This window comes from Clostridium sp. JNZ J1-5 (assembly GCF_053901425.1).
The window spans coordinates 2600284-2615862 of the sequence record NZ_CM132773.1 but is presented as its reverse complement, the minus strand read 5'-3'; the positions used below and the strand labels follow the sequence as shown (position 1 = coordinate 2615862).

17 protein-coding genes and 2 tRNA genes are annotated in these 15579 nt (G+C 31.1%); 1 reads left to right on the top strand and 18 read right to left on the bottom strand.

Annotated elements, in window-relative coordinates; all coding sequences use genetic code 11:
• Window position 1: 1 nt before the first annotated feature.
• Both ACWW38_RS12625 and ACWW38_RS12620 read right to left on the bottom strand, forming a co-directional pair.
• Window positions 2-86: transfer RNA gene (locus ACWW38_RS12625), tRNA-Tyr, on the bottom strand.
• Between the two features lie 5 nt (window positions 87-91).
• Window positions 92-167: transfer RNA gene (locus ACWW38_RS12620), tRNA-Thr, on the bottom strand.
• Window positions 168-442: 275 nt separating this feature from the next.
• Here ACWW38_RS12620 and yyaC point away from each other — a divergent pair.
• On the top strand, window positions 443-994 hold the full coding sequence (gene yyaC, locus ACWW38_RS12615) for a spore protease YyaC (RefSeq protein WP_456257905.1): 552 nt from the start codon (window positions 443-445) through the stop codon (window positions 992-994).
• A 125-nt stretch (window positions 995-1119) separates the two neighbouring features.
• Here the strand turns inward: yyaC and mreB are convergent, their stop codons facing one another.
• From mreB to ACWW38_RS12535, 16 genes are all read right to left on the bottom strand, one after another.
• Window positions 1120-2151 (bottom strand): rod shape-determining protein MreB, encoded by a 1032-nt coding sequence (gene mreB, locus ACWW38_RS12610; protein WP_456257904.1) that lies wholly within the window; start codon window positions 2149-2151, stop codon window positions 1120-1122.
• Window positions 2152-2292: 141 nt separating this feature from the next.
• A complete protein-coding gene (spoIIID, locus tag ACWW38_RS12605; RefSeq protein ID WP_456257903.1) occupies window positions 2293-2547 on the bottom strand; it encodes a sporulation transcriptional regulator SpoIIID in 255 nt (84 codons plus the stop codon).
• A 123-nt stretch (window positions 2548-2670) separates the two neighbouring features.
• Window positions 2671-3420 (bottom strand): peptidoglycan DD-metalloendopeptidase family protein, encoded by a 750-nt coding sequence (locus ACWW38_RS12600; protein WP_456257902.1) that lies wholly within the window; start codon window positions 3418-3420, stop codon window positions 2671-2673.
• A 220-nt stretch (window positions 3421-3640) separates the two neighbouring features.
• A complete protein-coding gene (gene spoIID, locus ACWW38_RS12595; RefSeq protein WP_456257901.1) occupies window positions 3641-4678 on the bottom strand; it encodes a stage II sporulation protein D in 1038 nt (345 codons plus the stop codon).
• A gap of 221 nt (window positions 4679-4899) precedes the next feature.
• Window positions 4900-6165 carry a UDP-N-acetylglucosamine 1-carboxyvinyltransferase gene (gene murA / locus ACWW38_RS12590; RefSeq protein WP_456257900.1) on the bottom strand — a complete coding sequence of 422 codons (1266 nt, stop codon included), beginning with the start codon at window positions 6163-6165 and terminating at the stop codon, window positions 4900-4902.
• A 30-nt stretch (window positions 6166-6195) separates the two neighbouring features.
• On the bottom strand, window positions 6196-6879 hold the full coding sequence (locus ACWW38_RS12585; protein WP_456257899.1) for a hypothetical protein: 684 nt from the start codon (window positions 6877-6879) through the stop codon (window positions 6196-6198).
• A gap of 148 nt (window positions 6880-7027) precedes the next feature.
• Window positions 7028-7438, bottom strand: coding sequence for a F0F1 ATP synthase subunit epsilon (locus ACWW38_RS12580; protein ID WP_456257898.1), 411 nt, complete (start codon window positions 7436-7438; stop codon window positions 7028-7030).
• Window positions 7439-7449: 11 nt separating this feature from the next.
• Window positions 7450-8850, bottom strand: coding sequence for a F0F1 ATP synthase subunit beta (gene atpD, locus ACWW38_RS12575; RefSeq protein ID WP_456257897.1), 1401 nt, complete (start codon window positions 8848-8850; stop codon window positions 7450-7452).
• Window positions 8851-8862: 12 nt separating this feature from the next.
• A complete protein-coding gene (gene atpG / locus ACWW38_RS12570; RefSeq protein ID WP_456257896.1) occupies window positions 8863-9726 on the bottom strand; it encodes an ATP synthase F1 subunit gamma in 864 nt (287 codons plus the stop codon).
• 28 nt (window positions 9727-9754) lie between these two features.
• Window positions 9755-11263: a F0F1 ATP synthase subunit alpha gene (atpA, locus tag ACWW38_RS12565; RefSeq protein ID WP_456257895.1), complete on the bottom strand. Its 1509-nt coding sequence runs from the start codon at window positions 11261-11263 to the stop codon at window positions 9755-9757.
• A 23-nt stretch (window positions 11264-11286) separates the two neighbouring features.
• Window positions 11287-11823 (bottom strand): F0F1 ATP synthase subunit delta, encoded by a 537-nt coding sequence (locus tag ACWW38_RS12560; protein ID WP_456257894.1) that lies wholly within the window; start codon window positions 11821-11823, stop codon window positions 11287-11289.
• Between the two features lie 2 nt (window positions 11824-11825).
• Window positions 11826-12305, bottom strand: coding sequence for a F0F1 ATP synthase subunit B (locus ACWW38_RS12555; protein ID WP_456257893.1), 480 nt, complete (start codon window positions 12303-12305; stop codon window positions 11826-11828).
• A 41-nt stretch (window positions 12306-12346) separates the two neighbouring features.
• Complete coding sequence (gene atpE, locus ACWW38_RS12550) at window positions 12347-12598, bottom strand: ATP synthase F0 subunit C (protein WP_456257892.1); 252 nt, start codon at window positions 12596-12598, stop codon at window positions 12347-12349.
• Window positions 12599-12711: 113 nt separating this feature from the next.
• Window positions 12712-13365, bottom strand: coding sequence for a F0F1 ATP synthase subunit A (locus tag ACWW38_RS12545; protein WP_456257891.1), 654 nt, complete (start codon window positions 13363-13365; stop codon window positions 12712-12714).
• Between the two features lie 19 nt (window positions 13366-13384).
• On the bottom strand, window positions 13385-13756 hold the full coding sequence (locus ACWW38_RS12540; protein WP_456257890.1) for an ATP synthase subunit I: 372 nt from the start codon (window positions 13754-13756) through the stop codon (window positions 13385-13387).
• 457 nt (window positions 13757-14213) lie between these two features.
• The gene (locus ACWW38_RS12535; RefSeq protein ID WP_456257889.1) at window positions 14214-15389 is read right to left on the bottom strand and encodes an acetyl-CoA C-acetyltransferase; all 1176 of its coding nucleotides are present in this window, start codon (window positions 15387-15389) and stop codon (window positions 14214-14216) included.
• Window positions 15390-15579: the final 190 nt, after the last annotated feature.

Genomic DNA, 15579 nt, shown 5'->3' with positions numbered 1-15579 from the left:
ATGGTGGAGGAGGATGGATTCGAACCATCGAAACGAAACGTAACAGATTTACAGTCTGCCCCCTTTGGCCACTCGGGAACTCCTCCGAAATTGGTGCTGGCACCAGGACTTGAACCCGGAACCTACTGATTACAAGTCAGTTGCTCTACCAGTTGAGCCATGCCAGCATGCTTATTTATTTTTTATTTTCAGCGTTTTACCGCGTCAACGAATATTAGTATACCTAGAACTAGCACTTATTTCAACTCTAACTTTTGTTATTTAAATGAAATTACAAGCATATTGCTCTTAATTTCACCACATTACTTCGAATTACTTATACATTTATATCAATTATTCATCTCCTTTTTCCTTTTAATTCTATTATATTTTCTTTTTTTATTAATTTTTATTTCATATAGTATATATGCTTTTCATATAAATTATCAAGGAGGTGTCGTTCTTGAATAAAGTCAGAGTCCACTATAAAGATAATCTATCTTATTACGAAATAGCATATTTTTTAAAAGATTACATGGATGAAAATTCTGTTATAGTATGTATTGGTACTGACAGATGTATAGGAGATTGTCTAGGGCCATTAGTAGGAACATTATTAAAAAATGAAAACTTCCCACTAAAAGTATATGGAACTATTTCTGAACCTATACACGCTTTAAATATAGATAAACAGCTTCAGCAGATAAAAAAACTTCATCCCTCTTCTAGTATAATAGGCGTTGATGCTTGTTTAGGAGAAATGAAAAACATAGGGGAAATACAAGCTCGCGATTATCCTATACATCCTGGAAAAGGTGTAGGTAAAATTTTACCTGAAGTTGGGGAAACCTCCATAATAGGTATTGTGGACTCTAGTGATAATAACGAGCTATTTACAAATAGGAATATACGCCTAGATTTAATTATGGAAATGGCCAAAGTCATTACTCACTCTCTAATCCATTCATATTACCTTTCACAATTACATGATAAAAATATGGATAACATAATATAAATATCATATGTTTTAAGCTATCCTTAACTTCTCATAATTCCAAAATAATTTTAAATAAAATATACGCTCCATAATTTTAAGATTATAGAGCGTATATTTTATAACTTATATAATAAGTATATATATTAGTCTATTAGGTTTATATCCTGCCCCTTATAAGATGCATCAATCTTATCTAGGTAGCTTAGTACATCTCCAGTGCCTAGAGCAACTGATGAAACTGAATCTTGAGCAACATGTACGGGAACTTTAGTTACTTCCTCTATTAACTTATCCAATCCATTTAATAAGGATCCGCCACCTGTCATTACAATTCCTCTATCAGCTATATCTGCTGCTAATTCAGGTGGAGTTTTTTCTAAAACTGAGTGAGTACAATCTGCAATAGCATTTACCGCCTCACTCAATGCTTCTCTCATCTCTTCTGAGGATACACTTATATTTTTAGGGAGTCCTGTTATTAGATCTCTTCCTCTTATTTCCATACTTATATTCTCTTCTCTTTTATATGCGGTTCCAATATTCATCTTTAATTCTTCTGCTGTTCTTTCTCCAATCATGAGTTTATGTTTTTTTCTTATGTACTTTATTATTGATTCATCGAAGCTATCCCCGGCAACTTTAATGGAACTTCTTACAACCATTCCACCAAGAGAGATTACTGCTATGTCTGTCGTTCCCCCTCCAATGTCTATTACCATATTACCACTAGCTTTTGTTATATCTAACCCAGCTCCAATAGCTGCTGCCAAAGGCTCTTCTATTAAGAACACTTTTTTTGCTCCTGCATTAACAGCTGCGTCCTTAACAGCTCTCTTTTCTACTTCAGTAGCTTCACAAGGAACACAAATTACAACTCTAGGAGCACCTACTCTTCTTTTTCCACAGGCTTTTCTAATAAAATGTTTTAACATCTTTTCTGTTATATCATAATCTGATATTACCCCATCCCTTAAAGGACGAATTGCAACTATGTTGCCTGGAGTTCTTCCAATCATTTGTCTAGCTTCTTCGCCTACTGCCAATACTCTATTTGCATTTTTATCAATGGCTACAACTGAAGGCTCCTTCAAAACAATTCCTTTCCCTTTGATATACACTAGAACTGTTGCTGTACCTAAATCTATTCCCATATCTGTACTCATTCTAAAAAACATTCCTAATTTCACTCCTGCTCTTTCGTATTATATTACATTGTATATTTTCTACTATTATCTATACTTATTATATACGTTAATACTCATTTATTCCATAGTATTACAAAAAAAACCTTTATTTTTGAGCTTAATTAGGAATTATTAACCTTCTATTGTTTTATATTTCATTTTAGTTGCTTTACCGCCCCTAATATGTCTTTCTGATTTATTTAAATCCAATACATCCTTAGCCTCTTTAGCTACTTGAGGATTAATTTTAGGTAACCTCTCTGTCATATCTTTGTGTATTGTACTTTTACTTACTCCGAAGACTTTGGCTGTTTTTCTTATTGTAGCTTTAGATTCTATTATATATCTTGCTACTTCAAGAACTCTTTCTTCAATGTAATCTTTCAAAGTGCTACCTCCTTAACCTTATATATTTATAAATATGCACTTATGTTATTTTAAATTACTATATAACATCTTATTATTTGGCCATTTTCCGAATTTAATCGGAAAATGGCTTTTAATGTTAACCTAATATTTTATATACTTTTCTGGATTTTCACTTGAAAATTGTGGCTCTTCTTTTGCATTTTTAAGAACCTCAAAGTGCAAGAAATTATTTCCTATTTCTTCAGACATTCCTCTTAAAGAACTATTTCCAACTTTACCTATCTCTTGACCTTGGGTTACTTTATCACCTTTTTTAACTTTTACTGCTTTATCTAAGTTTCCATAAGAAGTGGTTTTGCCATTCTCAGGATGATAAATAGTAATAGTTGTTCCAAATGATCCTTTTTCTTCTACTAACTTTACTTCACCGTCTGAAACTGCCTTGACTGGTGTACCAACATTTGCTTTTATGTTAATACCAAAGTTAGGTCTATATGTTTTAGAAGTTTCCCACCATACTGGAGTTTGAGAGTATTTCATCACTATTTCTCCATCCACTGGCTTAATAAATTTAGGTTCTGTAGTCTTTGATACTGATACTTCTTTTTTTGTTGGAACCTCAATTCCTGTTTCAGCTTTTTTCTCATTATTTCTTACTTGAACCGCATTATTAATTTCTTTATCCTTTTGTGATATAGAAACTTCTCTTGGTTTTTGAGAATCAACTTTTACATTTTGTGAAGCTTGCGGCTTATTTTCTACTTTTTTATTATTTTTTGTTGTTATAGCTGCAACTGTTGCTATAATGCACAAACATAGAAATAAGACTACATAAAAACCTTCCTTCTTAAAAAAATTTGAAGAATTTTTGTTAGTATTTTTGTTCTCCATATAAACACCTCCTTTTTGTAGTTTGTCCTTTGGCTAATAAAAAATACATATATTTTCAAATTTTCTTTCCTTTTTTTTCATTATTTTTTTACATGATTCTCCAAAATATTTGTTTAATTTCATGTAAATTACATGAATCAGATGAAATTATATAAAAAAGCAGTAAAATATTATTTCTAATAAATAAAAAAAAACGCCGACTTTTCGGCGCAAACATTATTTACTTTTCTTTTAGTTTAGTTATTTTTACTCCTTGATAGTAATGTTCTAGTATTGTTTCGTAATTATCTCCTTCTTTAGCCATGGCATTGGCTCCCCATTGACTCATCCCAACACCATGCCCATATCCTTTGCATGTTACAACTATATCTTTACTATTAAACTTTATAGTAAAATTAGCTGAATTCAAATTTAATATACTCCTTAATTTCTGGCCTGATATATATTCGCTTCCAACTTTTAACTTTGTAACACTTCCTCCTGAAGTCCTTTCAAGTATGGACATTTGGCTTTTTAAATTACTGCTTTTTAATTTAATCTTTGGATTCCATTTATTTAATAAATTTATAAATTCACTATAGCTAAACTTAAATTCTGTTATATACTTAGGTGATTTCTCTTCTCCTGGGCTTTCAACACTTTTTAGATATGGCTGTTCTCTATTAAATACATCTACTGCATCCTCAGTTTTTCCCCCACTTGTAGAAAAGTAGTATGGTGCCATTACTAACTCATTATTGTATGTTAATACTTCTCCTTTAGTTTCCTTCACAGCCTTAGTTAGCTTCTCCCAATACTTGTCCCTATTCTTCTCGGGCCAAAGTTTCATTCTGTCTTCTTTATACATATACACTTGAAATTCTACTGTATTATTTACATCTGCTCCCAATGCTTTCGGACTTTTTCCCCCTCCAAAGTTTTCCTTATGTGCAAGGCCATATGTTCTTGCAGCTACAGCTTGAGCTTTTAAAGCCTCTATTTGAAATTCTGCTGGCATCTCTGCTGCTAATACTCCTAATACATAATCTTCTATATTCATTCTATCTATCCTGCTCTTCTCAGATATGTACACATCTATTTTAAGTTCGTCCTCACTATAGCTTGGTTTAATTTTATTTATATTATAATTATCATATTTTAAGATATCACTTTTATTTTCATCTATTGACTTCTTTCTTTCTCCTAATCCTATAATTAAAATTGAAAGAATCATTATGAAAAGTATAAGTGAAAGTATAGCTATTATAATCTTTTTCATATGGTTTTTCTCCTTATATTTTGTAGATTTAATATGTATCCATATATTTCTATTAAAACATTTTATAAAATATTACCTAGCAATAATAGAATCCATTGGTTTTATATAAATATACTAGAAAAAAGTTATTTAATTAAATACAAAAACGTCAGTACACTTGTACTGACGTATGCCAAATGTTTATTCTTGCTAATCATTCAAATACTTATACATGCCTTAAATTAATCCTCATCCTCAATTCTTTGTATATCCGCACCTAATTTTTTAAATTTTTCTTCTATATTTACATACCCTCTATCTATATGATATACATCACCAATTGTTGTATATCCTTCAGCAACTAATCCAGCAATTATAAGTGCTGCACCTGCCCTTAAATCAGTAGCTTTAACATCACTGCCAGTTAGATTTTTCACCCCCTCAATTACTGCACATCTTCCATCTATTTTTATGTTTCCACCCATTCTTTTTAATTCATTTGCATGCATAAATCTATTCTCAAAAATTGTTTCTGTTATTAAACTAGTACCTTCTACAGTACATAATAAACTCATCATTTGCGCCTGCATATCTGTTGGAAACCCTGGATAAGGCATAGTTTTTATATCTACAGGGCTAAATGTATTATTACCATCTACAATTATGCTATTTCCCTGCTTTTCCATACAAACTCCCACTTCTCTTAATTTAGCCACAACTGGTTTTAAATGTTCTTCGTCTATACCATTAATCTTTATTTTACTTTTACTTATTGCTGCTGCAGCCATAAAAGTTCCTGCTTCAATTCTATCTGGTATTGGCCTATATTTAACTCCCTTTAGACTTTTAACTCCAATAATATTTATTGTATCAGTTCCAGCTCCAGTTATTTGCGCTCCCATACTATTTAAAAAATTAGCTAAATCTTGTACCTCTGGTTCACCAGCTGCATTTTCTATTATTGTTTCTCCTTCAGCTAGAACTGCTGCCATCATTATATTTTCTGTAGCACCTACTGAAGGAAAATCTAAATATATCTTATTTCCAATTAACTTATTAGTATATGCTTCCACATAACCATGTCCAAAATCAACCTGTGCTCCCAATGCAGTAAGACCCTTTAGATGCAGGTCTATAGGCCTAGTTCCTATATTACATCCACCTGGGAATGATATTTTAAATTTATTAAATCTAGCAAGCATTGGTCCCATTATTAAAAATGACGCTCTCATCTTTCTTACAAGGTCACTCTCCGGTTCAGCACATGTTAAATTTGAGGTATCTATTGATAATAAACTCCTTTTTTCATCTATGCTTATATCTGCATTTATCGTTCTCAAAACGTCACTTATTACAAAAACATCTTTAAGCATTGGTGCATTATCTATTATGCATTTATCTGAACTTAGTATACTAGCAGCTATTATAGGAAGGACAGCATTTTTTGCCGAACTAATGTTAACTTCACCGCTTAATTTTTTTCCACCCTTTACCAATAATTTTTTCATTGATATCCTCTCCATTCTATTGTTCCTTAGCTAATAAGTTATAAATATTTCAGGAGTTCCTATAATGATATAATTTCCTGAAGAATAATTACATAACGCAAAGTTTAAATCCATTAATTCACCATTGTTATTCTTAGGTTTATAGATTTTTGTATATAAGGAATTACTATATCCATTGCTTATCTCTACAGAATGTATGTTATCTGCTCCTTTGCTTTTTAATAATTCTAATATTTCCTTATTTAAATTTAATAAATCACTATTAGGCAATTGTGCTTTTAAATATTTATAATATGTGTTTTTATTTTCTGATATAGGGCTAATAATTCTTTCTATATTTTCTCTTAAACTTTCTAGATTATTTGTTTCATCTTTTTTAATAACCTGAACAATTACTTCATCATCTATAACCTCTATGAATCCTTCGCTATTTATATCTTTAAAGTTAATAATATAACTATTTTTTCCTCTGTAAGATTTTACTTTAGTGCTTATATTAGCATTGATTTCATTAACAAAATAATTTACTAATTCTTGTCCATTTATCTTAGATTTAAAACGGGTTTTTAATCCATATTCTACTACTTGACCTTTTGTTTCACTGAGTACCTCTTGAAATAAATCTATATTTTTATACGCATAAGATATTTTATAATTTAACAAAACAGCTATTGTCATTAATAAAAATATTATAACTTTACTATTATTTTTCATATGATCCCGCCTTTCTCTTTAGATTATGGACAAAGAATCCATGCTATATACTTTAAATATATTATTAATATATAAATTTCCTTAAAGAAGTGTTCCAAAATAAAAACGGCGTGAATAATAATTTATTATTCACGCCATTTTTATTTTTTTATCTATTATTTATATTTAACGATTCTATTCGCTTAACAGCTCTTGATAGTGCAAGCTTTGCTCTTTTTTCATCTATGCCTTCTTTTTTATTTAATCTATCTTCAGCTCTTTCTTTAGCTTCTTCTGCTCTAGCCTTATCTATATCTTCAGGCCAATCTGCAGCGTCACAAAGCATTGTTACTTCCCCTTTGTTTACCTTTAAAATTCCTGAAGAGGAAAAGAATTTTTTTTCTTCTCCATTACCTTCTACAATAGTTGTTATGGCAGGTCTTAACATAGCTATTAAAGGGGAATGTAATGGTAAAATAGCTCTCTCACCTTCTACAGTTTCCGTAATAAGCTCTTTTATATCTCCTTCATAAAAGCTCTTATTTGGAGTAATAACTTTAAACTTAATTAAATTTGGCATTTTTTATTCTCCTAGGCATTAGCCATAGCTTTCGCTTTTTCTACAGCTTCTTCAATTGATCCTACAAATAGAAAAGCTGACTCTGGAATATTATCATATTTACCTTCGATTATTTCTCTAAAGCTTCTTACTGTCTCCTTAACTGGAACAAATTTACCTTGCATACCTGTAAATTGTTCTGCTACTGTAAATGGTTGAGATAAGAATCTTTGAACTTTTCTAGCTCTTAATACTACTAATTTATCCTCTTCTGAAAGTTCATCAATACCAAGTATAGCTATTATATCTTGTAATTCCTTATATCTTTCAAGTATATGCTTAACTTTTATGGCTGTTTCGTAATGTTCTTCTCCAACAATTCTAGGATCTAATATTCTTGAAGTAGACTCAAGTGGGTCTACTGCAGGATATATACCAAGTTCAGATATTCCCCTTGATAAAACTGTTGTAGCATCAAGGTGAGAAAATGTTGTAGCTGGAGCAGGGTCTGTTAAGTCATCCGCTGGCACATATACTGCTTGAACTGATGTAATAGATCCATGCTTTGTAGAAGTTATTCTCTCTTGAAGTGCTCCCATTTCAGTTGCAAGTGTTGGTTGGTAACCAACTGCACTAGGTATTCTTCCAAGTAAAGCTGAAACTTCTGAGCCAGCTTGAGTAAATCTGAATATATTATCTATAAATAAAAGCACATCTTGACCTTGGTCTCTAAAATATTCAGCCATAGTAAGCCCTGTTAATGCTACTCTCATTCTAGCTCCTGGCGGTTCATTCATTTGTCCAAATACCAAAGAGGTCTTATTTATAACTCCTGATTCTTTCATTTCATAGTAAAGGTCATTACCCTCTCTTGTTCTTTCCCCAACACCTGTAAATACAGATAGTCCTCCATGTTCTTTAGCTATATTATTTATGAGTTCTTGTATAAGTACAGTCTTTCCAACTCCGGCTCCTCCAAATAATCCTATTTTTCCACCTTTTTGATATGGAGCTATTAAGTCTATAACCTTAATTCCTGTTTCAAACATTTCCGGTTCAACAGATTGATCCTCAAAACTTGGAGCTGATCTGTGTATTGGATAAAACTGTTTAGCTTCAAATCCATCTTCGTTATCTATAGTTTTCCCTAAGACATTAAATAATCTTCCTAAAGTTTCATTTCCTACAGGTACTGATATTGGTTTTCCTGTATTAGTTGCTTTCATTCCTCTTTTTAGCCCTTCGGTAGACTCCATAGCTATAGTTCTCACTATATCGTCTCCTATATGTTGTTCAACTTCAGTTACAAGTATTTTATTGTCTCCCATGTCTATTTCTATAGCATTATAAATATTAGGCAAATAATCTGAATCAAATTTTATATCTATTACAGGCCCTATTACCTGTACTACGCTTCCTATACTTCCTGGCATAATGCACCTCCTCTATCTTTGCGCTTCTGCTCCTCCTACTATTTCGGAAATTTCTTGAGTTATTGCACTTTGTCTTATTCTATTATATTTCAAATTTAATTTATCCAATAAATCATCCGCATTTTTTGTAGCGCCATCCATAGAGGTCATTCTCGCTTGCTGTTCACTAGTTTTTGCATTTAACATTAAATTTAGTAAAGTTTGATTTAAATATGAACGAGCAATACTAATTAACATTTTCTCTCTACTTGGCTCAAATTCAGAAAGGGCAACAATAGTATTCTCTTCTTTCAAATCCTCAGTATCAAAAGGAAGAATTCTTTTTACTTTGACCTCTTGTTTTACCGCAGAAACAAACTTTGTATATACTACATTTACTTCTCCAACTTCTTCTTTTAAAAACAATTCTAAAGCTTTATCAAGTATAATATTTACTTCTTTTATGGTAGGTATATCTGGAATTTCTACATACTCAGCAATTGCTTCAATATTAAATCTTTTAAAATATGCTCTTCCTTTCTGACCTACTATAATAAGCTTAGAATTTTCTTTATCCTGTGATATGCTGTCTAATGTCTTACTTACTACATTTCCATTAAAGCCTCCGCAAAGTCCAGAATCTGAAGTAAGCGATATATACAACTTTTTATTACTTTGATTCCCTTCAATATACATATTATTATCGAATTCATTTTCTTGTAATATTTGCTTCATTACTTTTTTTAGTTCATCGTAATATGCATTATTTAAAACTAATACTTCCCTTGATTTTCTAAGTTTAGAGGTGGCAACAAGCCCTATAGCTTTTGTTATTTTTTTCGTATTTTTTATGGACCTAATTCTACGCTTTATAGCAATCAATCCTGCTCCAGCCATATTTCACCTCCTAAGGTCTAAACTAACCTTATGCTAAAAAGACTTTTTTAAATTCTTCAATAGCAGTATTAAGCTCATCTTTTATAGAATCTGTTAGTTCTTGTTTTTCTAATATTTCATCATTTAAGCTTCTATGATGTGTATCAATATACTCCAACAATCCTTTTTCAAAACTTCTAATACTAGAAACTTTTATATCTGATAAATAATTATTAACAGCAGCATATAAAATCATAATTTGTTTTTCTACTGGCATTGGATTATATTGTTCTTGATTTAAGACTTCAACTAATCTTTTACCTTTTTCTAATCTTGCTTTAGCTTCTTTATCTAAATCTGATCCAAATTGAGAAAAAGCAGCTAACTCTCTATATTGAGCAAGTTCTAATCTTAATGTTCCAGAAACTTGCTTCATAGCCTTAATTTGAGCATTACCACCAACACGAGACACTGAAATACCTGCATTAACCGCTGGTTTCTGTCCAGAATAGAAAAGTTCTGTTTCCAAAAATATTTGTCCATCGGTAATAGATATTACGTTAGTTGGTATATATGCTGTAACATCTCCTGCAAGGGTTTCAATTATTGGCAGTGCAGTAAGTGAACCTCCACCTAAACTATCAGAAAGTCTTGCAGCTCTCTCAAGCAATCTTGAGTGAATATAGAATACATCTCCAGGATAAGCTTCTCTTCCTGGTGGTCTCCTAAGTAATAGTGACATAGTTCTATAGGCTACAGCGTGTTTTGACAAATCATCATATACTATTAAAACATCTTCACCCTTATGCATGAAGTATTCTCCCATACTACATCCAGCATAAGGTGCTAAAAATTGAAGTGGAGCTGAGTCTGAGGCAGTAGATGATACTACTATTGTATAATCCATTGCTCCCATCTGAGTTAATGTATTTACTATGTGTGCCACAGTAGATTGTTTTTGTCCTACAGCTACATAAATACATTTAACATTCTTATCCTTTTGATTTAATATTGTGTCAATTACAATAGCAGTTTTTCCTATTTGTCTATCTCCAATTATAAGCTCTCTTTGTCCCTTTCCTATTGGTATCATTGAATCTATTGCTTTTATACCTGTTTGTAGTGGTTCTTTAACTGATTGTCTTTCAATAACTCCTGGAGCTTCAACCTCTATAGCACGTGTTTCTTCGGTTCTAATTGGACCTTTACCGTCTAGTGGTTGACCTAATGAGTTAACAACCCTTCCTATTAAAGCTTCTCCTACTGGAACTTCAACGACTTTGCCTGTTCTCTTTACTATGTCTCCTTCTTTAATTCCTTCTTCATGACCTAGTAAAACACATCCAACATTATCTTGCTCTAGGTTTAAAGCCATACCATATACATCATTTGGGAATTCTAAAAGCTCACCCTCCATACAATCGTCCAAACCATATACTCTGGCTATTCCATCTCCAATTTGTATAATTGTACCTGAGTCCACAGTTTGAATTTTATGCTCGTATTTTTCGATTTCCTTCCTTATTATTGAAGTAATCTCTTCAGGTTTTACGTTCATGGGGTCACCTCTTTTCCAATAGTCTAATTCTTTATTACTCTCTTCTTAATTTCATCAAATTTAGCTTTTATTGTTCCATCTATTACATCATCGCCTACTCTTATATATATCCCACCAATTAGATTTTTGTCTATTTCTTCCTTAAGTAATATGTTTTTCTTATATTTATTCTCTAATTTTTTTATTAGTGCACTTCTTTCCTCTTCATTAAGCGGGATTACAGTTTTAACAGTAGCTTCTTTAATATTTTGCTTTTCCAGATGGATTTTTTTCATTTCCTTAAGCTTTTCTTCTAAATACAAAATTCTATCTTTTTGAATAAGTAAAAGTAGAAAGGATAATAAGTCATCATCAATCTTTCCTTTAAATACCTCTTCAAATATCTTTTTCTTTTTAGAGGTAGTTATTTGAGGATGTTTTACTACTCTTGAGAGTTCTTCATTAGTTTTGATTAAATCAACTATCTCGCTTAACTCCTGCATATACTCTTCTACTTTTCCCTTTTTCTCTGCAACTTGATATATAGCTAGAGCATATCTTCTATCTAGATATTCATACATAATTAACTACCTACCTTAGCAATAAAATCCTCAATTATTTCTCTATGCTTAGCTTCATCTATAGATTCTTCTAAAGCTTTCTTAGAAAGTTCTATAGCTAAATTTATAGCTTCGGTCTTAATTTCATATGCTGCCTTTTCTCTTTCTCTTTCAATTTCTCTTTTAGCTCTTTCTAAAATTTTATCTGCCTCTAAGTGTGCTTCATTTACTATTTCAGTAGATATCTTTTCTGCTCTAAGTTTATAGGTTTCTACTATATCCTTACCTTGTCTCTTAGATTGTTTCACTAAGCTTTGAGATTCAGATTTTAATTCTTCTGCTTCTTTTCTATCTGTTTCAGCCTTTTTTATAGAGCTTTCTATTTCATTTCTTCTAAGGTCAATTACATTATTAACGGGTTTAAATAGAAAGAACTTGAGTACAGCTAAAAGTATTAAAAAGTTGATTATTGTAGCTATAAATACTGATAAACTAATTGACATTATCTTCAAAAGCCCCCCTTCAGGCTCGCTTTATATGATTATTATAGCGCTATTTTAAATACCATCAGTATTCCTATAAGAAATGCATAAATAGCTGTTGCTTCTGAAAGTGCACTACCTATTATCAATGTACTTATTATCTTACCACTAGCATCTGGTTGTCTTGAAACACCTTCAACAGCTTTAGCAGTAGCATTACCAGTACCAATACCTCCACCTATACATCCTATGGCAGCAAGTCCTGCACCAATTGCACACATTCCAGCTACAAATGCTTCTGAACTAATATTCATAATCTTTTCCTCCTAAAACTCTAATTTATTATTTCAAATTTTTATATGCACTTATTATTTACTAAGATTTTAATTGTCTTCTACAAAATATAATGTGCTTGTGAAAAAACTCCCTAGTGTTCTGATACAGTCTTAATATTTATCATAGTTAACATTACAAATATAATCATCTGGATCGCTCCATCAAACACATCAAAATAAAAGTGTAATGGTACTGGAATTACTAACTGTGGGAAACCTAATAATGACTTACTAAGTCCTTTATATATAAGTCCCATAATAATAGTCGCTGCCATCATGTTTCCAAATAATCTTAAGCTCAAAGATACAGGTAACATAATCCTTTCCATTACATTTATGGGCAATAATACCCCTACTGGTTCTGTATATCCCTTAAAATATTTTAGTAATCCATTTTTTCTGATAGCATATACCTGAATTACTAAAAATGTTATTACAGCTAAAGCCAATGCTACACTATAATCTTTTGTTGGTGGCTCTATACCAACCAAACCCGTTAAATTCATAAATAATAAAAATATTCCTAACGTACCTATATAAGGAACAAATCTTCTCGTATTTGGCCCCATAGTATCTTCTACTATATTGTTTATAAAATCTACTATAACTTCTACTGTACTTTGCTTTTTATCTGGAATCTTTTTCAAATTCTTAGTTAATAAAATTGCTAAAATTGCTAATAATATTATTATCCCCCATTGCACTATAATTACTTCAGTAAGTTCAGGTTTTATACTAAATTCCATTTCTCTCCTCCTTTCATTATTATTTCTTTTTTATCATTAACCCATATGACACTAAAGAAATAAATCTAAAAGTATAACCCATAATATAAGCTATTACATTAAACTTATTATACGTAAATAGAACCAGTCCTATAGCGCTTATAATTATTATTCTTGCTATAAAACTTAAAATTATTAAACCTTCATTTTTAGTTTTTTCTTTACCAACTACATAATTTACTGTAAACCCATTAATATAGAAACTAATAACCGAAATTCCGAATCCTATCAAACATGGAACTAAGTATTCATTTTTCATCAAATAAACTGCTATTCCTAAAGCAAGTCCAAAGATAATATCAAAATACCTAGTTGTCCTTAACATTTCATAGAATTCATAATTATTTTTCATCTGCCCTCCCAAATTTATAACATAATATTATAATGTAATAAACCTTATTATATCTTTACTAGATTCTTATTCAAATCTTAATTTTTCTTATAACATCTAATATACATCTAAATATAGCTATTTTGACTCATTATTCACGATTTTTTCTATTTTTTGTTCAATTTCAAATTTCTTGCATAAATATAGCGAATTACGTCATTTTAATATCTTCTCGACAATATTCATAATATACCGAATATTCTATCAATTTGTACTAGCCTTGTATATACTAATAAACTAGCGGTGTTTCCTTTATACTAACATAATTTTTTTTAAATTATTTTTAAATACACTTAATATAGTTTGAAGTAACTCTTGCTTTATTATTCAATATTTTAAATATATTTCATTAAAAAATATTAATAAAATAAAAGAAAGAGGAAAATAAATTTTCCTCTTTCTTTATTATAAGTACTTATTATCTTTCAACTATAAGAGTTGTTCCCATTCCTCCACCTATGCAAAGTGTTGCTAAACCTCTCTTAACATCTCTCTTTTGCATTTCGTGTAATAATGAAACAATTATTCTCGCACCTGATGCTCCAATTGGATGTCCTAACGCAATAGCTCCACCGTTTACGTTTACTTTATCCATATTGAATTTTAAATCTCTACCTACTGCTAAACTTTGAGCTGCAAACGCTTCATTAGCTTCAATTAAATCTATATCATCTATAGTTAAGCCAGCAGCTTCAAGAGTTTTTCTTGTTGCTCCTATTGGTCCAACTCCCATTATACTTGGATCTACACCTTTAGAGCCATAAGAAACTATTTTAGCTAATGGTTTTATTCCTAATTCTTCAGCTTTTTCAGCACTCATTATAACAAATGCTGCTGCTCCATCATTTATACCTGAAGCATTTCCTGCTGTAACTGTTCCATCTTTCTTAAATGCTGGTTTTAATTTAGCTAAGCTTTCTGCAGTTGTTCCAAACTTTGGATATTCATCTGTATCAACTACAACTTCGCCTTTTCTAGTTTTTATTACTACTGGAACTATTTCATCTTTGAATTTTCCTTCTTTAATTGCTTTTTCAGCTAAAGTTTGAGATCTTAATGCAAAAGCATCTTGTTCTTCTCTTGTTATGTTCCATTGTTCAGCTACGTTTTCAGCTGTTATTCCCATATGATATTGATTAAATGCATCCCAAAGACCATCTTTAATCATTGTGTCAACTAATTTGCCATCTCCCATTCTTTGTCCCCATCTAGCATTTGGTACTACGTAAGGAGTTGCTGACATATTTTCCATACCTCCAGCAACTATGATATCTGCATCTCCTGCTTTTATCATTTGTGCTGCTAAAGATACAACTCTTAACCCTGAACCACAAACCTTATTAAGTGTAAAACAAGGAGTTTCATTTGGAAGACCAGCTTTTATTAAAGCTTGTCTAGCTGGATTTTGTCCTTGACCAGCTTGTAATACATGTCCCATTATTACTTCTTCTACTTGTTCTGGCTTAACTCCAGCTCTTACTAATGCTTCTTTAATTACTAATGCTCCTAAATCAGCTGCTGGAACATCCTTTAAAGCTCCGCCATAACTTCCTATAGGTGTTCTTACTGCACTTGCGATAACTACATCTTTCATTGCATTAACCTCCCATATACCCAAAATTTGATATTGCTTAATTGGCATTTTATTGCCGATATTTTGATTATACTATTCATATTATTTTAATTCAATATCTAAATCTCGATTTTTTGTTAATTTTTTAACACTATTACAAGGTTTATATACATTATTTTACCTTTTATATTAGCTTTAATCTTATGCTTAA